Annotated in this window: 15 protein-coding genes; 6 read left to right on the plus strand and 9 right to left on the minus strand. The window is 70.0% G+C overall.

All coding sequences use genetic code 11. The features are described from left to right. Positions 1-2 precede the first annotated feature (2 nt). Both ACWH43_RS12260 and ACWH43_RS12265 read left to right on the plus strand, forming a co-directional pair. Positions 3-767, plus strand: coding sequence for a glycerophosphodiester phosphodiesterase (locus ACWH43_RS12260; RefSeq protein WP_158448127.1), 765 nt, complete (start codon positions 3-5; stop codon positions 765-767). 69 nt (positions 768-836) lie between these two features. Continuing rightward, positions 837-2,399, plus strand: coding sequence for an ABC transporter substrate-binding protein (locus ACWH43_RS12265; protein ID WP_260348313.1), 1,563 nt, complete (start codon positions 837-839; stop codon positions 2,397-2,399). Between the two features lie 94 nt (positions 2,400-2,493). On the opposite strand, the gene ACWH43_RS12270 is transcribed toward ACWH43_RS12265, so the two are convergent. From ACWH43_RS12270 to ACWH43_RS12280, 3 genes are read right to left on the minus strand one after another with little or no spacing between them, the layout of a single operon-like run. Then, positions 2,494-3,963, minus strand: coding sequence for an alkaline phosphatase family protein (locus ACWH43_RS12270; RefSeq protein WP_158445789.1), 1,470 nt, complete (start codon positions 3,961-3,963; stop codon positions 2,494-2,496). Then, positions 3,960-4,967: an ABC transporter ATP-binding protein gene (locus ACWH43_RS12275; protein ID WP_158445788.1), complete on the minus strand. Its 1,008-nt coding sequence runs from the start codon at positions 4,965-4,967 to the stop codon at positions 3,960-3,962. The genes ACWH43_RS12270 and ACWH43_RS12275 overlap by 4 nt, the downstream gene beginning before the upstream one ends. Further along, the gene (locus ACWH43_RS12280; protein WP_260348386.1) at positions 4,964-6,004 is read right to left on the minus strand and encodes an ABC transporter ATP-binding protein; all 1,041 of its coding nucleotides are present in this window, start codon (positions 6,002-6,004) and stop codon (positions 4,964-4,966) included. Before ACWH43_RS12280 ends, ACWH43_RS12275 begins: the two co-directional genes overlap by 4 nt. Positions 6,005-6,372: 368 nt before the next feature. Between ACWH43_RS12280 and ACWH43_RS12285 the strand changes: the two genes are divergently transcribed. Further along, positions 6,373-7,011 (plus strand): 2OG-Fe(II) oxygenase family protein, encoded by a 639-nt coding sequence (locus ACWH43_RS12285; RefSeq protein ID WP_158445787.1) that lies wholly within the window; start codon positions 6,373-6,375, stop codon positions 7,009-7,011. A gap of 60 nt (positions 7,012-7,071) precedes the next feature. On the opposite strand, the gene ACWH43_RS12290 is transcribed toward ACWH43_RS12285, so the two are convergent. The 4 genes from ACWH43_RS12290 to ACWH43_RS12305 form a co-directional block, all read right to left on the minus strand. Next, a complete protein-coding gene (locus ACWH43_RS12290) occupies positions 7,072-10,068 on the minus strand; it encodes an aminotransferase class III-fold pyridoxal phosphate-dependent enzyme (RefSeq protein ID WP_260348314.1) in 2,997 nt (998 codons plus the stop codon). A 214-nt stretch (positions 10,069-10,282) separates the two neighbouring features. After that, positions 10,283-10,723: a hypothetical protein gene (locus tag ACWH43_RS12295; protein ID WP_158448239.1), complete on the minus strand. Its 441-nt coding sequence runs from the start codon at positions 10,721-10,723 to the stop codon at positions 10,283-10,285. 105 nt (positions 10,724-10,828) lie between these two features. Beyond that, entirely contained in the window at positions 10,829-14,377 is a 3,549-nt protein-coding gene (mfd, locus tag ACWH43_RS12300) for a transcription-repair coupling factor (protein WP_158443694.1), read from the minus strand. 160 nt (positions 14,378-14,537) lie between these two features. Continuing rightward, a complete protein-coding gene (locus ACWH43_RS12305) occupies positions 14,538-14,834 on the minus strand; it encodes an FAD assembly factor SdhE (protein ID WP_158443695.1) in 297 nt (98 codons plus the stop codon). A 155-nt stretch (positions 14,835-14,989) separates the two neighbouring features. Between ACWH43_RS12305 and recG the strand changes: the two genes are divergently transcribed. Both recG and ACWH43_RS12315 read left to right on the plus strand, forming a co-directional pair. Then, positions 14,990-17,089, plus strand: coding sequence for an ATP-dependent DNA helicase RecG (gene recG, locus ACWH43_RS12310; protein ID WP_260348316.1), 2,100 nt, complete (start codon positions 14,990-14,992; stop codon positions 17,087-17,089). A 113-nt stretch (positions 17,090-17,202) separates the two neighbouring features. Further along, positions 17,203-18,033: an AraC family transcriptional regulator gene (locus tag ACWH43_RS12315; protein WP_158443737.1), complete on the plus strand. Its 831-nt coding sequence runs from the start codon at positions 17,203-17,205 to the stop codon at positions 18,031-18,033. A gap of 12 nt (positions 18,034-18,045) precedes the next feature. On the opposite strand, the gene ACWH43_RS12320 is transcribed toward ACWH43_RS12315, so the two are convergent. Beyond that, positions 18,046-18,774 carry a DUF502 domain-containing protein gene (locus ACWH43_RS12320; protein ID WP_158443697.1) on the minus strand — a complete coding sequence of 243 codons (729 nt, stop codon included), beginning with the start codon at positions 18,772-18,774 and terminating at the stop codon, positions 18,046-18,048. A gap of 131 nt (positions 18,775-18,905) precedes the next feature. Between ACWH43_RS12320 and ACWH43_RS12325 the strand changes: the two genes are divergently transcribed. Further along, positions 18,906-19,292, plus strand: a complete 387-nt coding sequence (locus ACWH43_RS12325) for a YbaN family protein (RefSeq protein ID WP_158443698.1) — start codon at positions 18,906-18,908, stop codon at positions 19,290-19,292. Positions 19,293-19,430: 138 nt separating this feature from the next. Here ACWH43_RS12325 and glmS read toward each other — a convergent pair whose 3' ends face one another. Continuing rightward, positions 19,431-21,257, minus strand: a complete 1,827-nt coding sequence (gene glmS, locus ACWH43_RS12330; RefSeq protein WP_158443699.1) for a glutamine--fructose-6-phosphate transaminase (isomerizing) — start codon at positions 21,255-21,257, stop codon at positions 19,431-19,433. Positions 21,258-21,358 lie beyond the last annotated feature (101 nt).

Genomic DNA, 21,358 nt, shown 5'->3' on the forward strand with positions numbered 1-21,358 from the left:
TCATGCGCACGGCCTTTCCCGACACGCCGTTGCCGCTCGCGATCGCGCATCGCGGCGGCGCGCTGCTCGCGGCGGAGAACAGCGCCGCGGCGTTCCGCGCCGCGGCCGCCGCCGGTGCCGAGATGGTCGAGACCGATCTGCGCCTGAGCGCCGATGGCCGCCTCGTCTGCCTGCACGATGCCGATCTCGCGCGGATCGGGGGAGATCGGCGCCGGGTCGCGGACACCGACCTCGCCACGCTGCGCGCCCTCCTGCCGGGCCTGCTGACGCTCGAGGAGGCGGTGGCGGCCTCGCAGCCGCTCGGCCTGCTGCTCGACGTCAAGCTGCCGGAGCCGGCAATCCTGCCGCCGATCCTCGCCGTCCTCGCCGCGGCGGGCGCCTCGCGGCGCTGCGTGCTGGGGCTGCGCGAGACCGCCCTCCTCGCGGCGGCGCGCGCCCTCGCGCCCGATCTCGCGCTGCTCGCCTTCGCGGCCGACCCCGATGCGGTGGCGCAGGCGCGGGAGGCCGGGGCCGGCTGGTTCCGGCTGTGGCAGGCCGAAGCCGACGAAAGCCGCATCGGCGCCGTCCGGGCCGCCGGCATGCGCTGCGTCGTCATGGTCGGCCAGCCGCGCTCGGTCGCGCTGCCCGGCTATCCCGCCTTCCCGGTCGGGCGCGTCGATGCCGACGGGCTGCGCCGGATCCTGGCGCTGCGCCCGGATGCGGTCATGCTCGACGATCCGCGCCTGCTCGTCGCGGCCCGCGCTGTCACCGGCCTGTCGCCAAGCTGAGGCAAGGCAGTCATCGGCGCTCCGCCCGATCCGCGACGCCGCCTCCGCCCGACGAAGAGAAGGTTCATCATGACGATTTCCCGCCGCCGTTTCCTGGAAGGTGCGGCCGTAGCCCCGGCTCTGCTCAGCGCTCGCCCGGCCTTCGCCGCGGGCGACGATTCCCGGCCGAACTTCACCGTGGCCGTGGCCGACCTGCCGGCGACGCTCGAGCCCGCGCGCGAGCTGTCCAATGTCGGCACCCGCGTGACCTATTCGATCTTCGACACGCTGATCCGCCGCGACTTCCTCGGCGCGCCCGATGGCGGCGGCTCGGAGCTGAAGCCGCATCTCGCCACGAAATGGGAGCGGGTCTCGCCGCAGGAGCTCGTGGTCACGCTGCGCCAGGGCGTGAAGTTCCACAATGGCGACGAGCTGACCTCGGAGGACGTCGCCTACACCTTCCGCGAAGGCCGTCTCCGGGGCGAGAAGGCGCAGATCCCGGGCGGCAGGCCCTATTTCGGCATCCTCGCCAGCGTCGAGCCGATCGACCGCTACACCGTCCGCTTCAGGACCAAGGTCGCCGATGTGCTGCTCGAGCAGCGCCTCGCCTCCTGGTGCGCCTGGATCGTCAACAAGCGCGCCTATGAGGCGATGGGTTTCGAGGCCTATTCGCGCAAGCCGGTCGCGACCGGCCCCTATCGGGTCGTCTCGCATGCGGCGGCGGATGCGACGGTGCTCGAGGCCTTCGACGACTATTTCATGGGCAAGCCCACGGCGAAGCGCGTCACCTTCAAGCGCGTGCCGGAGCTCGCGGCCCGCGTCGCCGGCCTCGTCGCGGGCGATTACGACCTCATCACCAACGTCCCGCCCGACCAGATGGGCGTCGTCGGCGGCTACAAGGACATCGACGTGCGCTCGGTCGTCCTCGCCAACATCCATGTGCTCGCCTTCAACGAGCAGGACAAGGTCCTCGCCGACAAGCGGGTGCGGCAGGCGCTCTGCCTCGCCATCGACCGGCAGAAGCTGGTCGACACGCTCTGGCAGGGCACGGCCGAGGTTCCTGCCAGCCACAATTTCCCGGAATACGGCCCGATGTTCGTCGAGGGCCGCAAGCTGCCCTATGATCCCGACAAGGCCAAGGCCCTGCTCAAGGAAGCCGGCTACAAGGGCGAGCCGGTGGTCTATCGCACCCAGGCGAACTACTACACCAACGCGCTCGAAGCCGGCCAGATCCTGATCGAGCAGTGGAAGGCCGTCGGCATCAACGCCTCCCTGCAGGTCGTCGAGAACTCGGCGCAGTTGCGCGGTCCCGGCGTGCAGATCTTCAACTGGTCGAACTCCACCCGCCTGCCCGATCCGCTCGGCTCGATCTGGGTGGCGTGGGGACCGGCCGGCGAGATCCAGGTGTCGAAGTTCTGGACCTCGGCCGCGGCCTTCAACAAGGCCGGCACGGCGCTGGAGGCCGAGATCGATCCGGCGAAGCGCAAGGCGCTCTTCACCGAGATGCTCGACGCCTGGGAGGACGAGGCTCCGGCGACGATCCTCTACCAGCCGAGCGAGGCCTATGCGATCAGGAAGTCGATCGGCTGGCGGCCCACGACCTTCTATTTCATGGATCTGCGCCCGGACAATCTCAGCTTCGGCAAGGCCTGAGAGGCCGGTTCGAGGCGGTGAAGACGCAAAGGGCGGCCGGTGGCCGCCCTTTTGTTCGGTGAAATGTCCGCAGCGCTCTTTTCGCCGGACGGCGCTACTGCCCGCCGCCGAGGATGAAGCGGCGGCCGTCCTGCTCGACGACATCGACATGCTGCGCGAAGGCGCCCGTCCCGGCCGAATGCCGCAGGACGCGCCCCTCCTCCCGCGCCGGCCGGGCGAGGTTGCGGCCGACCATGCCGGCCGCGGGCGCGAGCCCCAGCAGGCCGAGCACGGTCGGTCCGATGTCGATGATGCCGGCCGGCTCCTGCGAGACGCCGCCGGAGCCGCCGGCAGCGCCGAGGATCAGCACGGTGTTCAGCTCGTGCGGGTTGATGCCGCCATGCATGCCGCCGCCGAGCGGCACGTCGCCGGGCGTCATCGCGCCGAGGCCGGGCAGACCGTACTGATCCGGGGCGAGGCTCGATTTCAGGATGAACATCAGCTCCGGCTGCCGCGCGGCATGGCCGGCGCCCATCAGCGCGAGCGAGAGCGTGCCCGGAACCTCGCCCTCGACGCCGTTGCGGTCCGGCGAGAAGACATGGCCGACCGCCGGATGCCGCATCAACCAGTCCGCGACGCGGCCGATCTCGGCGCGGTCGCCGGCCCGCAGGCGGATCTCGCCGCTGATGCCGCCGGTGGCGACGAGGGTGGCGCCGTCGATGGCCTTGGCGGCGCTGAGATCGAAGCCGCCCTGCCGCGCCGCCTCGAACAGCGGCTCGACCGAGCCGGTCGAGATCTGGCCGTGGTCGGAGGCCGCGATGACGGCGATGCGCTCCGCATCCGGCTGCGCCTCGACCCAGTCGAGGATGGCGCCGAAGGCGCGGTCGGCCTCGCGCAGGCCGGCCATCGCCTCGGGCGAGCCCAGGCCGCGATAGTGGAAGGTGGTGTCGGGCTCGTTGAACCAGACCAACGCGACATCCGGCCGGAGCTCGGGCAGGACGAGGTCGGTCATCACGCGCCCGCCATAGGCGAGCTCTCCCAGCCGCGGCAGCGCGCGCTCCGGCAGCGGGCCGAGGCGGGCCGTCGCCTGCTCGACCGCCTCCGGCGTCTGCGTCGCGTCCGCCCCGTGCATGGAGAAGGTCCAGTGCCCGTTGGCGCGGGCGCGCGGATTGATGAAATGCGCCGAGCCGGCCGAGCCGGTATGGACCACGGCGAGGCGCTTGCCGGCCCGCGCCAGCACGTCGCCGAAGCTGTCGGCGGCGAGCAGGCGCCCGTCGTGATGCGCCTCGGCGCGCCGGATCAGCGCCGCGTCGCCGGTGTCGAACATCCGGTCGGGGATCGCCTCCCGGTGGTAGAAGGCGTTGCCGACGATGCCGTGGACGACCGGCGGCGCCCCGGCCGCGATCGAGCTCGTCGCCACGCGGGTCACCGAGGGAAACACGCTGCGCGCCTGGCGGAACCAGGTCCCGCGCGCGGCGAGGCGCAGGATGTTGGGCGTCAGCTCCGGCGTGACGAGGTCGGGCCTCAGGCCGTCGAAGACGGCGACGACGACGCGGTCGGCGGCAGGGGAATCGAGGCGGCTCATGGCGTCTCCCGGAGGCTGGTCGCGGCAGGGGCCGCCGCCGGCACGGCGGCGGCCAGGTGACAGGCGGCAAGGCGGCCGTCGGCCGCCGGCCGCAGCGGCGGAACCTCCTCCCGGCAGCGGGCCACGGCGCGCGGGCAGCGCGGATGGAAGGCGCAGCCGCAGGGACGCTCGACCGGATTCGGCGGATCGCCCTTCAGGATGATGCGCCCTTGCGTGCCGCGCAACGGCGTCGGCACGGCCGAGACCAGAGCCTCCGTATAGGGATGGGCCGGCGCATGGAACAGGGCGTCGGGCGGCCCCTGCTCGACGACGCGCCCGAGATACATCACCGCGACCTCGTCGGCGATCTGGCGCACGACCTTGAGATCGTGGCTGATGAACAGATAGGCCGTGCCGAAGCGCGCCTGCAGGTCCTGCATCAGATTGACCACCTGGGCGGCGACCGAGACGTCGAGCGCCGAGATCGGCTCGTCGCAGACGAGCAGCGCCGGGCCGAGCACCAGGGCGCGCGCCAGCACGACCCGCTGGCGCTGCCCGCCGGAAAGCTCGTGCGGATAGCGCGCGAAGAGATCGGCGCGCAGCCCCACCGCCTCGAACAGCGCCAGCGCCTTCTGCCGCCGGGCCGCCGACCCCGACTCCAGCCCGTGGATGACCAGCGGCTCGACCACCTGCGCGCCCACCGGCAGGCGCCGGTCCAGCGCCGCCAGCGGGTCCTGATGCACCATCTGCATGCGCCGGCGCAGGGCCCGCCAATGCCGGTCGCGCTCGGCCGTCACCGCTGCGCCCTCGAAGGCGATCCGCCCGCGCGTCGCCGGCAGCAGGCCGAGCGTGAGCTTGGCCGTGGTCGACTTGCCGCAACCGGATTCGCCGACCAGCCCGAGTGTCTTGCCGCGTGCAAGGGTAAAGCTCACGCCGTCGACGGCGTGCAGGGTCCGGCGCTCGCCTCCCGCCGCCGCGACCGGATAGGCGCGGGCGAGGTCGTGGACGTCGAGCAGCGCCGTCATGCCGGCAGCTCCAGAGGCCGGGCCGCTGCCGCGGCGATATCCGCTTCGGCCTCGGGCGGCGGCAGCTCCGCGAGCCGCAGGCAGGCGGCGCGCTGGTCCTGGGCCGCGAAAGCCAGCTCCGGCAGCTCCGCGCCGCAGCGCGCGATCGCGGAAGGGCAGCGCGGCGCGAAGGCGCAGCCCGGCGGGATGTCGGCAGGGGCCGGCACCGTGCCCGGAATCGGGGTCAGCCGCCGGCGCGGCCCGTCGAGCGTCGGCAGCGCCGCGAGCAGGCCCTGCGTATAGGGATGGCGCGGGCGGGCGAGCAGGTCCCGCGTCGACGCGGTCTCGACGATCCGCCCGGCATACATCACCGCTATCCGGTCGCAGAGATCGCCGACGACGCCGATATCGTGCGAGATCAGCACGAGCGCCATGCCGGTCTCGCGGCGGAGATCGCGGATGAGATCGAGCACCTGCGCCTGGATGGTGGCGTCGAGCGCGGTCGTCGGCTCGTCCGCGACCAGCAGATCGGGCTCGCCGGCCAGGGCGAGCGCGATCATCACGCGCTGGTTCATGCCTCCGGAGAATTCATGCGGATACTGGCGCAGGCGTCGGGGGCCATCGGCGATCCCAACCCGGTCGAGCAGGCGCAGGGCCTCGCGCCGCGCCGCTTCTCCCCTCAGGCCGCGATGGAGGCGCAGCACCTCGCCAAGCTGCGTGCCGATGCGCTGGACCGGATTCAGCGCGCTGGAGGGGTCCTGGAAGATCAGCGCGATGCGGCCGCCGCGCACGCGCGCCAGCTCGCGCTCGGAAAGGCCCGTGAGGTCGCGCCCCTCCAGAAGGGCCGCCCCGCCCGTCGTCGCGCCATGGCCGAGAAGGCGCAGCGCCGCGAGCCAGGTGATGCTCTTGCCGCAGCCGGATTCGCCGACGATGCCGATCGCTTCGCCGCGGGCGACCGAAAGCTCGACACCGCGCACGATCGGCACGCCGCCCTGCACCGAGACGGAGAAATCGCGCAGGCGCAGCAGAGGCGGCTCGGAAGCCGCGTCGACGCGCATCGGGAACGGCAGGCTTGGCTTGCCCGCCCGGGGAGCTGTCACGGGTTGCATGGGGCTGCCATAGCGCCGGGCTCATGACCGTCTTGTGACGCTCCGCCCCGGTGCCTCGGCGGAGCGGCCGCAATCCGGGGGCGGCAGGGGCGCGCCGCCTCGCTTTCCAACGCCTTGCGCGCGTTGTAGTCTGCGGCGCTCGGACGCTATGGGGACAGGCTGCGCGGACCCGCTTCCGTCACCGCCTTTCGCAGAGCGGAGCGCAGGCGCCGTCCCTTTCGTCGATCATGGAATGCGAGGCTCCAAGCTGACGAAGTCGGCGCAATGCCCTGGCCTGACCAAAAGGAAATCATGCATCGCATCGGGAGAGAACCATCATGCCTACGGCTTACTCCTGCCTCAATATCGATGCCTTCCGCGTTGCCCGTCTCGAGCGACAACCCTATCACTACCTCGTCGGGGACCACGGCATCCAGCCCGGCGCCGTCGACTCCCTCAAGGCCGATTTTCCCGATATCCGCGAGGCGGGTTTCTTTCCCGAAGAGGACCTGACCGCCCGGGGCAGCTTCGCCACCCTGCTGGACGAGATGAAGAGCGAGGAAGTCTCGCGAATCGCCTCCGAGAAGCTCGATATCGATCTCGTCGGCCGGCCGAAGATGATCACCGTGCGCAAGCTCTCGGCGGCCAAGGACGGGCGCATCCATACCGACAGCGAAGCCAAGATCGCGACGATGCTCGTCTACCTGAACGAGAGCTGGCAGGATTCGCCCGCAGGGCGCCTGAGGGTGCTGCGCAACGGAACGGATTTCGAGGACATGGTCGAGGAGATCAGCCCGGTCATCGGCTCCTTCTTCGCGTTCCGCCGGGCCGACAATTCATGGCACGGACACACCTCCTTCGTCGGCGAGAGGCGCGTCGTCCAGATGACCTGGCTCAGAAGCCAGGAAGACGTCGAGCGCAAGAAGAAGCGCGGCTCCTTCTCCCATTTCCTCAAGAAGGTGCTGCGCGTCGGGTAGCCGCCGCCGGCCGCGGCGGGAGGCGGACCCGGCCGGAGGGCCCGGGCCGCCTCGCCCCGGTCAGCGGCGCGCGGCCTCGACCTCGCGCAGGCAGATCCTCAGCCGGTCGAGGATCATCCCGACATCGTCGGCGGCGATGGTCAGCGGGGGGCGGATCTTGAGAATATTGTCGGCCGGGCCCTCCCGCCCGACCAGGATGCGCATCTCGCGCAGCCGGTTCATGACGTGGGCGGCCGCTTCGGTCGCCGGCTCCAGCGTGTCGCGGTCCTCGACCAGCTCGAGGCCGAGGAAGAGCCCGATGCCGCGCACGTCGCCGATGACGGGATGGTCCTGCGCCAGCGTCCGCAATCCGGACAGCAACTGCTCGCCCATCGCCCTGGCATTGGCCGAAAGCCCCTCCTCCTCGACGATGTCGAGCACTTCAGAGGCGATGCGGCAGGAGAGGTTCGAGCCGCCGAAGGTCGAGAAATACTCCGGCCCCTCGGCGAAACGCTCGGCGATGGCGCGGGTGGTGATGACCGCGCCGATCGGATGGCCGTTGCCGAGCGGCTTGCCGAGCACGACGATATCCGGCCGGACCTGCTGCTGCTCGAAGCCGAAATAATAATCGCCGAGGCGGCCGAGCCCGGTCTGGACCTCGTCGGCGATGCAGATGCCGCCGGCGGCGCGGATGCGCTCATAGACCGCTGCGAGATAACCGGGCGGCGGAATGATCTGGCCGCCGACGCTGGGAAAGGTCTCGGCGATGAAGCCCGCGACCTTGCCGCCGCGCGCCGCGATGGCGGCGAGCGCGCCGTCGACCTGCCGGGCATAATGTAGCGCCCGGTCGGGATCGTCGCGGCGGAAGCGGCCGCGATAGTCGTCGGCGACGTCGACGAGCTGCACCCAGGGCTTGCGGCCGCCCATGTTCGGCTTGTTGAACTTGTAGGCCGAGATGTCGATCGCGCCGGTGGTGTTGCCGTGATAGCCGTGATCGGGCGTGACGATGTCGTAGCCGCCGCTGGCGGCGCGGGCGAGCCGCAGCGCCAGCTCGTTCGCCTCGGAGCCGGAATTGACGAAGAAGCAGATTTCCAGCTCCTTCGGCAGCTTCGCCGTCAGCCGCTCGGCCAGCGCCATCGGCGCCGGGTGCAGATAGCGCGTGTTGGAATTCATCCGCGCGAGCTGGTCCATCGCCACGGCCCGGATGCGCGGATGGGCGTGGCCGACATGCGGCACGTTGTTGTAGGCGTCGAGATAGGGCCGGCCCATCGTGTCGAAGAGATGGTGGCGCCAGCCGCGCAGGAAGGTGACCGGGCGCTCGTAGCTCAATTTGAGATTGGCGCCGAAACGGGCCTTGCGCTCGGCCAGCAGCGCCTCCTCGTCGACCGGCCGATAGGCGACGCGCTCGTCGGGCAGGTTGAGCAGAGCGGCGGGGTTCGGGCAGATCGCCTGCCAGAGCGCCCAGTCGTCGGGATCGGCGACGCCCGGCCAGTCATGGCCCATGCCGTCCAGCGTCAGGGCGAGCTGGAAATGCAGATGCGGCTCCCAGCCGCCATTCTCCTCGGCCGGGCCGAGCTCGGCGAAGGCCTCGCCCGCCGCGATCTCCTGCCCGGGCGTCAATCCGGCCGCGACCTTGGCCGCGAGATGGCCGTAGAGCGTGTGGAAGACGTCGCCGTCCGGCGTGCGGTGCTCCAGGATGACGACGCCGCCATAGTCGAGATGGCCCGTCCGGTTCTCGGCCAGCGCGACGCGGCCGGCCAGGGGCGCGCGGACCGGCTCCCCCGCCGGCGCGAAGATGTCGACCGCCATATGGATGGTGCGGCGGTTGGAGGCGAGCCAGGGCCCCTTGCGGAAGGCCTTGTCGGTATAGACCAGCCGCGGCTCGCCATAATGGCCGAGCCACCATTCGGCGGTGACGCCGATGCCGGCGCCGAGATGGCGGGCCTCGTCGGCGCGCAGGTGGAAGGGGTTCTGCGGAACGGTCGCTTCGGCGACGGCGAGCGAACCGGCCGGGAGATCGTCGAGCGGGCGGCCGAGCACCGGCGCGAAGCGCCCGCGCTGCCCGGCGATCCAGGCGGCGATGCGCCCGGCGGCGTCGGTGACGGGCAGGCCGCAGGCGTTGCGCAGGCGCGGTCCCATCAATTCGCCGTCGATGGCGGCGTTCTCGAGGAGCCGCCAGGCCGGGGCCTGCGAGATCGTGACATAGGGATCGTCCGGCCGGTCCCTGGCCTCGATCGTCGAGTTGACGACGCTGACCGCCAGACGCATGCGCGTGAGCGGCCAGATCAGGTCGATCTCCTCGGCGCTCAGGGCCGAGACGGCATGATAGCCGGCGACGAAGGCGGCAAGCGCGGCCTCCGGCGTCTCATGGTCGAGGATGGCGTAGGCGGCGGCGATGGCGATCTCGCAGACGCGCGGCCCCATCGTCATGTCGCCGAAATCGATCACGCCGCTGATCCGGGCCGGGCCGCCCAGGCGGGGCTCGACCAGGATGTTGAAGTCGTTGAGATCGTTGTGCAGGGTCTGCCGCGGCAGGCGGTCGAGCGCCGGCGCGAGCGCCTCATAGGCGGCGACGATCCCCGCGACGCGCGCGCGGCGCGGGCCTTCGAGCAGATCCAGATGCGGCTTGATCCAGCCGGCCCGGGTCAGGTCCCATTTCGCCGCGTCCGGCGCGGGCGTGACCGCGAAATCGCGCAGCGCGAGGTCGAGCCGCGCCGTCAGCGCTCCCAGCTCGGACAGGACGGCGGGCGATTGCGGGCCGGCCTCGCCCATCGGGATTCCGGCGAAGGCGCGCTGGGCCCAGACCATGCGCCGTTGCCCGGCCTCGTCCGTTGCCTCGCGCCAGAGCCGCGCCTCCCCGGCCGGGAGAAGGCGCGGCAGCGGCAGCGCCGGGTCGGCGGCGAGCGCGTGCCGGATCGCGGCGCATTGCTGCTCGACCAGGGCCGGCTCGCCCTGCGGCCGCATCGCCTTGACGATGACGTCTCCCTCGGCGGTTTCGCCCCGGAAGTTGAGGTCGTATTCGCCGCCGAGCCGGCGCAACGCGCCGCGCACGCCGAATTGCTCGGCAACCTCACGCAACCAGATATCCGCCATCCTGGACCTCCCAGCCCGATATGCCGACGCCGCAAGGCCGCACTATTCGGCCCCTTGCGAATCGACGCGGGTCATCGTTCGGGGCAGGAGAAAAGCTTCGGCCGGCAGATGCAAGCCCGCGGCCGCGCTGAGAGACGCAAGCTCGCGGCCGCGCCGAGAGACGGATACGGCGGATGCCCCGCTTCGGCCGGACCGGCCCTCAATCGGCGGGCCTGCACTCCATCCTGACGCGCTCGCCGGGCTGGGCCGTGGTCTGGCAGGACATCCGGGCGGGCACCAGGGCGGGCGGCTCCTCCGCGGGCGGCGCGGCGCGGACGGGAGCGACCGGCACCCGCTTCGCGGTGGCGAGCCTGGCGGCGCTTTCCGGGCGAGGCCTCTCGCGGTGTCGTCGCGCCGCCGGGGCAACGGGTTCCGGGAGCCGGGCGGCGGGCAGCGCCTCCGGCGCCGGGGGCGGGAGCTCGGCAACGATCGGTGGAGGCTCCGGCTCCGGCTTCGCGCCCCATGGCGTCCAGCTTCCGAGCCGGGCGAAGGCTTCCGCCGTCGGCCGCGTCAGGCTTTCGGCCGTCGGCAGCCGCTGCATGCAGCCGCAGAGCGCCAGTCCCGTCAGGATCACGGCCAGATGGTTCGAAATCGACAGCATGATCGCCCTGTCCTGCTGTTACCGACTCCCCCGTTCCGACTATCCGCCGGAACCGCAGGCGCGGTCAAATGCCGGCGCCGTCGCGGCCGGGGCGGGCCTGCCCGGTCAAGCCGCCTTCTTGCGCTCGGCGATGCGGGCGAGATCGGTCAATAGCCGGCGCGTCGCCTTCAGCCGCTGCTCGACGGTGGCGAAATCGTCGATGAAGACCACGCGCATGTCGGGGCGCACCTTGGCCAGCGTGCCCTGCCTGGCGACGAAGCTCACCAGCCCCTCGGGATTGGCGAACTCGTTGCCGCGGAAGGCGACGATGATGCCCTTCGGCCCGGCCTCGACCTTCTCGACATTGGCGCGCTTGCACAACGCCTTGATCGCGACGATCTCCAGAAGCTGGTCGACCTCCTCCGGCAGCGGGCCGAAGCGGTCGACCAATTCGGCGCCGAAGGATTGCAATTCGGCGTCGTCGTCCATGGTCGAGAGGCGCTTGTAGAGCGTCAGCCTCAGCGTCAGGTCGGCGACGTAATGCTCCGGGATCATCACCGGCGCGCCGACCTGGATCGCCGGCGACCATTGCGTCTCGGTCTCGAACTCGATGCCGGCCTTGAGCGCCGCCACCGCCTCCTCCAGCATCTGCTGGTAGAGCTCGTAGCCGACCTCCTTGATATGGCCGGACTGCTCGTCGCCGAGCAGGTTGCCGGCGCCGCGGATGTCGAGATCGTGGCTGGCGAGCTGGAAGCCGGCGCCGAGCGTGTCGAGCGATTGCAGGACCTTCAGCCGCTTGTCGGCCTGCTCGGTCAGCTTGCGGTTGGCGGGCACGGTGAAGAGCGCATAGGCGCGCGTCTTCGAGCGGCCGACCCGGCCGCGGAGCTGGTAGAGCTGGGCGAGGCCGAACATGTCGGCCCGATGCACGATCAGCGTGTTGGCGGTCGGGATGTCGAGACCCGACTCGACGATCGTGGTCGAGAGGAGGATGTCGTACTGGCCGTCATAGAAGGCGGTCATCACGTCTTCCAGCGTGCCGGCCGCCATCTGGCCATGGGCGATGCCGACCTTGCATTCCGGCACCTGCTTGTCGAGGAAGTCCTTGACCTCGGCGATGTCCTCGATGCGCGGCACGACATAGAACGACCGCCCTCCGCGATATCTTTCACGCAGAAGGGCTTCGCGAACGATCAGCGGGTCGAAGGGCGTGACGAAGGTACGCACCGCGAGCCGATCGACCGGCGGCGTCGCGATGATCGAGAGCTCGCGCACCCCGGTCATGGCGAGCTGGAGGGTGCGCGGGATCGGCGTCGCCGAGAGCGTCAGCATATGCACCTCGGCGCGCAATTCCTTCAGCTTCTCCTTATGGGCGACGCCGAAATGCTGCTCCTCATCGACGATGACGAGGCCGAGATCCTTGAAGTCGACGCCCTTGCCGAGCAGCGCATGCGTGCCGACGACGATGTCCATCGTGCCGTCCTTCGCGCCCTGCTTCACCGCCTTGAGATCGGCCGAGCCGACGAAGCGCGAGGCCTGCCCGACCCTGACCGGCAAGCCGGCGAAACGATCCGCGAAATTGCGGTAATGCTGGCGGGCGAGCAGCGTCGTCGGCACCACGACCGCGACCTGCTTGCCGTTGAGCGCCGCGGCGAAGGCGGCGCGCAGCGCGACCTCGGTCTTGCCGAAGCCGACATCGCCGCAGACGAGCCGGTCCATCGGCCGCCCGGCGGCGAGATCGTCCAGCACGGCATCGATGGTGTTCTGCTGGTCCTCGGTCTCCTCATAGGGGAAGCGGGCGCAGAACTCGTCATAGACGCCGGCCGGCGGCACGAGGCGCGGCGCGTCCTTGAGCGCGCGGGCGGCCGCGACCTGGATGAGCTTGCCCGCCATCTCGCGGATGCGCTGCTTGAGCTTGGCCTTGCGCGCCTGCCAGCCGCCACCGCCGAGCCGGTCGAGCTGGACTTCCGTATCTTCGGAGCCGTAGCGCGACAGGAGTTCGATATTCTCGACCGGCAGGAAGAGCTTGGTGTCGCCGGCGTAATGGATCTCGCAGCAATCATGCGGCGCGCCGGCTGCCTCGATCGATTGCAGCCCGACGAAGCGGCCGATGCCGTGGTCGACATGGACCACGATGTCGCCCGGCGCGAGCGAGGACAGTTCCGCGATGAAGTCCTGCGGCCGCCTGGTCTTGCGGCGCGGGCGGACGAGGCGGTCGCCGAGGATGTCCTGCTCGCCGATGACAGCGAGGCGCCCGGCCTCAAAGCCCGCCTCGAAGCCCCAGACCGCGAGCGCGACCGTCCCCGGTTTCAGGTCGAAGGCGGCGCGCAGCGAGCCGGTCATCTGGACGCTCTTCAGCCCATGGTCCTCGAGCACATGGGCGAGGCGCTCGCGCGAGCCTTCCGACCAGGCGGCGAGGATGACGCGCTTGCCCTCGGCCTCCAGCGCGCGGACATGGCCGACCGCGGCCTCGAAGACGCTGCCGGAATCGCCTGCGCGCTCGGCCGCGAAGCTGCGGCCCTGCTTGCCGCCGAGATCGAGGACGAGCTTGCCTTCACTGTCGGGCAACTGGAACGGGGTCAGGCTCGCGACGCCCGCATTGTCGACGATGCCGCGCCAGTCGGCCGGCGAAAGGTAGAGCGCTTCCGGCGGCAGGGGCTTGTAGGGGATGCCGCCCGCTCCGGGCTGCTCCAGCGCCGCCTTGCGGGCGTCGTAATAGTCCTTGATCAGGCTGATGCGCTCACCGACGGCATCCTCCGCCTGATGATCGAGCACCAGCGGCACGTCCGGCAGATAGGTGAAGAGCGTGTCGAGCTTCTCGGCCAGCAGCGGCAGCCAATGCTCCAGCCCGGCCGGACGGCGGCCTTCGCTCACCGCCTCGTAGAGCGTGTCGTCGCGGCCGGGCGTGCCGAAGGTCGAAATATAGGACTGGCGGAAGCGGCGGATGCTCTCGCTGGTCATCTGCGCCTCGGACATGGGCACGAGGTCGAGGCCGCGGAGCTGGCCGGTGGTGCGCTGCGTCTCGGGATCGAAGGTGCGGATCGATTCCAGCGTGTCGCCGAAGAAATCGAGCCGGATCGGGGCCGGCATGCCGGGCGGGAACAGGTCGACGATGCCGCCGCGCACGGCGAATTCGCCGGTCTCGCGCACCGTCGAGGTGCGCAGATAGCCGTTGATGTCGAGCCAGCGCGCCAGCTCCTCGATGTCGACCATGTTGCCCGGCGCCGCCGAGAAGCTTTCCGAGGCGACCTTGCCGAAGGCCGGCACGCGCTGGAGCGCGGCATTGACGGTGGTCAGCAGCAGGCGCGGTCGCTCGCCCGACTTGGTCCTGGCGAGGCGCGACAGCGTCGTCATCCGGTGCGCTACAATGGCAGGCGCGGGAGAGACACGGTCATAAGGCTGGCAATCCCAGGCCGGGAAGCTCATCACCTCGAGATCGGGCGCGACGAATTGCAGTGCGCTCTCAAGCACCTGCAGGCGCTGGCCGTCACGCGCGATGAAGACGAGCAGCGCGGGCCCCTCGGCCTTCTTCGCCCGGGCGCGGGTGAGATCGGCGAGGACCACGGCGTCGAAGCCGTCCGGCACGCCGGCCAGCGTCGGCTTGTCGCCCCGGTTCAGCGCGTCGAGCAGGCAGTCGAGCTGGGGCTTGGCGATCTGGGAGGGGGGCGGGATGCTCATGGACGTCGTCGTTTCTCAAATATCTGAGGTCATCCCGGACAAGCCGCGAAGCGGCGCCGATCCGGGATCCATGCCTGAACCTCTATCGGCAGCGTTCCGGAATGGATCCCGGGTCTACGCTTCGCTACGCCCGGGATGACAGCGCGCACTTCATCAGCGCTCACGCATGAATCGGCTTGTCGTGCCGATGGAAAGCCTTCAGCCGGCGGAACAGTTCCGTGTCGTAGTTCTCCGGCACGGCGATCTCGCCGGTGATCCAGCCGAGCAGGTCGCGGTCCGGCACCTCGATCAGCCGTTCGAATTCGTCGAGCTCGGCCTCGCTGAAGCCGGCGATGGCCTCGTCGGCGAAGCGGCCCATGATCAGGTCCATCTCCCGCATGCCGCGGTGCCAGGCGCGGAACAGGATCTTGCGGCGGCGCGGGTCGAGATCGGCGCTGGTGCGGGTCGAGCCGGACATGGGAACCTCGGCAACAAAACTGGGGGATGGCGCAATGGCAACCGGGCCGGCCCCGTCGCGGAGCCTGCCTGCAGGGGCTATATAGCGACGCAACCCGGCGAAGTCAGCGGCCAAGCCGCTGCAATCTTCGCGCTCCTGACAATTGCCGAGACCGCGTGCGCCCCTCGATCCTCGATCCGCTCTTCGCTCCCGCGACGACGCTTTCCGGCGTCGGGCCGAAGCTCGGCAAGGTGCTGGACCGCTTCCTCGGCGAGGAGACGCGGCCTGCGCGCGTCCTCGACCTGATGTTCCATCTGCCGAGCGGCGCGGTCGACCGCCGTCCGAGTCCCTCGATCGCCGAGGCGCCGATCGGCGACGTCGCGACCTTCGCCGCCCGGGTCGTGGAGCACCGCCCCGCCCCTGCCGGCCGCAAGGCGCCCTATCGCGTGATCGTCGAGGACGAGACCGGCGACGTCACGCTCGTCTTCTTCCACGCCGATTCCCGGCATCTGGCGCAGAGCCTGCCGGTCGGCGCCTATCGTCTCATCTCCGGCAAGCTCGAGCTCTGGGAAGGCATGCGCCAGATGGTGCATCCCGAGCGCATCCTCGATCCCAAGGCGGCCGGCGAGCTGCCCTCCTTCGAGCCGGTCTATCCGCTCACCGAAGGCATCGGCGCGCGCGTGATGATGCGGATCGCCCAGGCCGCCGCCGAGCGCTGCCCGGAGATGCCGGAATGGCAGGACCCCGCCTTTCTGGCGAAGGGCGATTTCCCCTCCTTCCATGCAGCGATCGCGGCGCTGCACCACCCGGCCGACCGCAAGGCGGCCGAGGGCGACACCGTCGCCCGCCGGCGCATCGGCTATGACGAATTGCTGGCGAGCCAGATCGCACTCGCCCTCGTGCGCAGGCAGCAGAAGAAGATCGCCGGCCGGGCCACCAGCGGCGACGGGGCCTTACGCTTCCGCATCCAGTCCGCCCTGCCCTTCGAACTGACCGAGGGCCAGCGCAAGGCGATCGCGGACATCCACGCCGACATGGCTAGGTCCGAGCGGATGCTGCGGCTTCTTCAAGGCGATGTCGGGTCCGGCAAGACCGTGGTGGCGCTGATGGCGATGGCTGCCGCCGCCGAGGCCGGGCGGCAATCGGTGCTGATGGCGCCGACCGAGATCCTCGCCCGCCAGCATGCCGAGCGGCTGGCGCCGCTGGCGGAGAAAGCGGGCTTGAAGCTCGCCTTGCTGACCGGCCGCGAAAAGGGCGCCGGTCGCCGGCAGGTGCTGGAAGGGCTGGCGAGCGGCGCGATCGACATCGCCGTCGGCACCCATGCGCTGTTCCAGGAGGGCGTCGCCTTCCACGACCTCGCCCTCGCCGTGGTCGACGAGCAGCACCGCTTCGGCGTGCATCAGCGCCTGCTGCTCGGGGCCAAGGGCGAGGCGGTCGACGTGCTGGTGATGACCGCGACGCCGATCCCGCGGACGCTCTCGCTGACCTGGTTCGGCGACATGGATATCTCGATCCTCGCGGAGAAGCCGGCGGGCCGGAAGCCGATCGTCACCCGCGCCATCTCCTCGGAGCGCTATGACGAGGTGGTCGGCGCCATCGGCCGGGCCGTCGAGAACGGCCAGCAGGTCTATTGGGTCTGCCCGCTGGTGCAGGAATCCGACACGCTCGACGTCGCCGCCGCGCAGGAGCGCTTCGACGCCTTGCGCGAGGTCTTCGGCGGCAAGGTCGGGTTGCTGCACGGCCAGATGCCCGGCCGCGAGAAGGACGCCGCGATGGCGGCCTTCGTTGCCGGCGAAACCCGCATCCTGGTCTCGACCACGGTGATCGAGGTCGGTGTCGACGTGCCCAATGCCAGCGTCATGGTGATCGAGCATGCCGAGCGCTTCGGCCTCGCCCAGCTCCACCAGTTGCGCGGGCGGATCGGGCGCGGCGCGGCCGCCTCGACCTGCCTGTTGCTTTACAAGGGGCCGCTCGGGCCGATCGCCGAGGCGCGGCTCACCATCATGCGCGAGACCGAGGACGGCTTCCGCATCGCGGAGGAGGATCTGCGGCTGCGCGGCGAAGGCGAGGTGCTCGGGACCAAGCAGTCGGGCTCGCCGGACTGGCGCATCGCCCGGCCGGAGAGCGACGGCGACCTGCTGGCGGCGGCGCGCGACGATGCGCGGCTGCTGATCGAGCGCGACCCGCAGCTCGAAACGCCGCGCGGCCAGGCGATCCGCGTGCTGCTCTACCTGTTCGAGCGCGACGTGGCGATCCGGCTGCTGCGGGCGGGATAAAGCCTGCCGTCATGCCCGGCCTCGACCCGAAAATGACATCCGAGCCCAGAGCAATCCCGATCAAGCGCCGCCGTCTTGCCTGCGCCATCGTGCCCGCGCTTCGTGGAGAGAACATGGATCCGGTCAAGGCAGCCGTCTGGTTCATCGAGAGCCACTTCACCTCCGATCTCTCGCTTGACGAGATCGCCCAGGCCTGCGGCGTTTCGCGCTTTCATCTGTGCCGCGCATTCGGCAATGCCACCGGCCGGCCGGTGATGCGCTATGTGCGCGAGCGTCGACTGACGGAAGCGGCACGCCAGCTCGCCCAGGGAGCGCCCGATATCCTCTCGGTCGCGCTCGACTGGGGCTATGGCTCCCACGAAGCCTTCACCCGCGCCTTTCGCGAGCAATTCGGGCTGACGCCCGAGGCGTTGCGAGGGCGGCGCGATCTCGCGTCACTCGAACTCGTGGAACCGCTCGCCATGAACAGCATTCCCTCCGTCATCCTCGACGAACCGCGTATCCAGAGAGGCAAGGCCATGCTCTTGGCCGGCTTCGGCAGCCGATTCGGCTATGAGGCGTTTAACGGCATTCCGGCGCTCTGGCGACGGCTGGCCTCACATCTCGGGCATATTCCCGGGCAGGTCGGCGAGGTGTGCTACGGCGTCAGCCACGCGGCCGATGAAAACGGCGTCGACTATCTTGCCGGCGTCGAAGTCGCCTCCTTCGGCGACCTGCCTCCCGCGTTCGACCGCATCCGCATTCCGGAGCAGGTCTACGCCGTCTTCACCCATCACGGCCACGTCACCGCGATCAAGGGGACCTTCGACGCCATCTGGAACGAGTGGCTGCCGCGATCGGGACGGAAACCGGCCGAGAGCCCGAGCTTCGAGCGCTATGACGAACGCTTCGATTCCCAGACCGGGACGGGCATCGTCGAGGTCTGGGTTCCTGTCGAGGGCTAGGACGGGCGGCGATCAGATCGGCTGGATCTGGTCGGCACCGGGTCCGGCCGCGGGCTTCGGCTTGCCGTTCTGCTCGCCCGGCTGGATCAGCCCGGCCGACATGATGAGCTTGGCGCCGTCCTCGACCGAGATCGAGAGCTCGACGATCTCGCGCCGCGGCAGGTAGAAGAAGAAGCCCGTGGTCGGATTGGGCGTGCAGGGCAGGAAGACGCCGACCTGCTGCTCGCCCTCCGGCAGGCGCCCGGCGATGTCGGGCGCCGCCTCCTGCGCGATGAAGACGATCGACCACATGCCGGGCTGCGGGAACTGCACCATCCCGACCTTGCGGAACGAGGTGCCCGACTGCGAGAAGATCGTCTCGAAGACCTGCTTCACGCCCTTGTAGAGGCTGCGGATCACCGGCATGCGGCCGAGGATCGCCTCGCCCGCGCCGATCAGCGAGCGGCCGACGAGATTGGCGGTGAGGAAGCCGAGCAGCGTCAGGCCGACGAAGCCGATGACGAGGCCGAAGCCCGGCACCGGATAAGGCAGATAGGAATCGGGCAGGTAGGAATTCGGGATGAGAGGCTTCACCAGCCCATCGATGAAGTTGATGAACCACCAGGTCACCGAGGCGGTGATGGCGAGCGGCGCGGCGATGACGAGGCCGGTCAGGAAATAGCGGCGCAGCCGCGCTCCCCAGGTCGGTCGCAGGATCTCCGTCGGCAGGACGAGGCGCGGATCGGGCGGACCGCCAGTCATTCGTTTCCCCAGCTCACCGGCGCGACCTTTCGCTCGCTTGCGGGCGCCGTCTCGCGCCGCGATATGACAAGATAAGCGAGGCGACGGCATCCGCCAGCCCCGATGTCACGCAAGCAAGCAAGGACCAGGCCGTGGCCAATGCCGACCCCTCGCGACGCCGCTGGCCGCGGCCGCTGCTGTTCGCGCTGGGCTGGGTCTTCACGGCGCTCGGCGTCGCCGGGCTGATCCTGCCCCTGATGCCGGGGACAGTCTTCCTGATTCTCGCGGCCTGGTGCTTTTCGCGCTCCTCGCCGCGTTTCGAGGCCTGGCTGGTCGGGCATCCGACGCTGGGGCCGCATGTCCGGCGCTGGCGCGAGACGGGCGCCATCGCGCGGCGGGCGAAAATCCTCGCCTGCGGCTCGATGGCGCTGAGCTTCGTCCTGCTGACGCTGACACCGGCGCCGCCGATCGCATTGATCGTGACGGCGATCTGCCTGATCGGCGCAGGAATCTATGTGGCGAGCAGGCCGGAACGCTGAAAGGGACAGGCATGCTTCTCCCGCCACTGCGGAGAGCGAAGCGAGGAAGCAATCCGGAGCCGCGGAGCTGGACGGTATCGCCCGGTCCTCCCGGATTGCCACGCTTCGCCCGCTATGGCGGCGAAGGCGATCGCAGCCTCACTCCACCGTGACGGACTTCGCCAGGTTGCGCGGCTGGTCGACGTCCTTGCCCATGAAGACGGCCGTCTGGTAGGCGATCATCTGGATCGGCAGGGCGTAGACGATCGGGGCGAAGGTCGGGTCCATCTCCGGCATCACGATCGTCGCCTCGGGCTCGATGCCGCATTCGGCGGCGCCCTTCGCATCGGTGATCAGGATGATGCGGCCGCCGCGCGCTGCGACCTCCTGCATGTTGGAGACGGTCTTCTCGTAGAGTGTGTCATGCGGCGCCACGACGATCACCGGCATGTCCTCGTCGATCAGCGCGATCGGGCCGTGCTTCAGCTCGCCCGCCGCGTAACCTTCCGCGTGGATGTAGCTGATTTCCTTGAGCTTCAACGCGCCTTCAAGGGCCAGCGGGAAGCTGGTGCCGCGACCCAGATAGAGCACGTCCTTCGCCTTGGAGAGTTCGCGCGCGAGCTTCTCGATCTCGGGTTCCAGCTCCAGCGCCCGCGCCATCAGTCCCGGCAGCGAGATCAGGTGCTGCACATGGCCTGCCTCGTCCTGGGCCGAGAGCGTGCCGCGGGCACGGGCCGCGGCGAGCGCGAGCGACGCGAAAACCGCAAGCTGGCAGACGAAGGCCTTCGTCGAGGCGACGCCGATCTCCGGGCCGGCGAGCGTCTGCGCGACCGCATCGCTCTCGCGGGCGATGGTTGAGGTCGGCACGTTGACGACCGAGAGGATCGCCTGCCCGTTCTGGCGGGCATAGCGCAGACCGGCGAGCGTATCGGCGGTTTCACCGGACTGCGAGACGAAGAGCGCCAGGCCCTGGTCCGGCAGCGGCGCCTCGCGATAGCGGAACTCGGAGGCGACATCGATCTCGACCGGCAGGCGCGCCAGCTTCTCGAACCAGTATTTCGCGACGAGGCCGGCATAATAGGACGTGCCGCAGGCGCTGATCGTCAGGCGCGACAGGCTCTTCCAGTCGATCTTGTCGCCGAAGGGCAGCCGCACCGTGCCGCCGGCCATGTCGAGATACTGGGTCAGCGTATGGCCGACGACCTCGGGCTGCTCGTAGATCTCCTTCGCCATGAAATGGCGGTGATTGCCCTTCTCGACCAGGAAGGCGCCGGCGGCGACGCGCTGGGCGCGGCGCTCCACCGGCGCGTTGCTCTTGTCGTAGAAGGTCGCGCCCTTGCGGTTGAGGACGACCCAGTCGCCCTCCTCGAGATAGGCGATGAGATTGGTGAAGGGCGCCAGCGCCAGCGCATCCGAGCCGAGATACATCTCGCCGTCGCCGACGCCGACCGCGAGCGGCGAGCCCTTGCGGGCGCCGATCAGCAGATCCTCCTCGCCCTGGAAGAGGAAGGCGAGCGCGAAGGCGCCGTTCAGCCGCGGCAGGCTGGCGGCCACGGCCTCGACCGGCGTCTTGCCGCGGTCGAGCTCCCGGGTGACGAGATGGGCGACGATCTCGGTGTCCGTCTCGGTCTCGAAGACGTAGCCGTCGGCCTGCAGCTCGGCGCGCAATTCGCGGAAATTCTCGATGATGCCGTTATGGACGACCGCCAGCCTGTCCGTCGCATGCGGATGGGCGTTGGTCTCGTTGGGCTTGCCATGGGTCGCCCAGCGCGTATGGCCGATGCCGATCAGCCCTTCGAGCGGCTCGTTGGAGAGGCGGACCTCGAGATTGCGCAGCTTGCCCTCGGCGCGGCGGCGCGCGAGCTTGCCGGATTCCAGCGTCGCGACGCCCGCCGAGTCATAGCCGCGATATTCGAGCCGCCGCAGAGCCTCGACGACCTGGATCGCGACCGCTTCCTTGCCCAGAATCCCGACGATGCCGCACATGGCGAACCTTTCCAGCCGTTGTTACCGGCCATCCGCATAGCCAGGAAAGGGCCGCCTGCCCAATCACTATGCGTGACGAACTGTGAATGGAAACCCGCGGA

Source organism: Allobosea minatitlanensis (assembly GCF_964020775.1).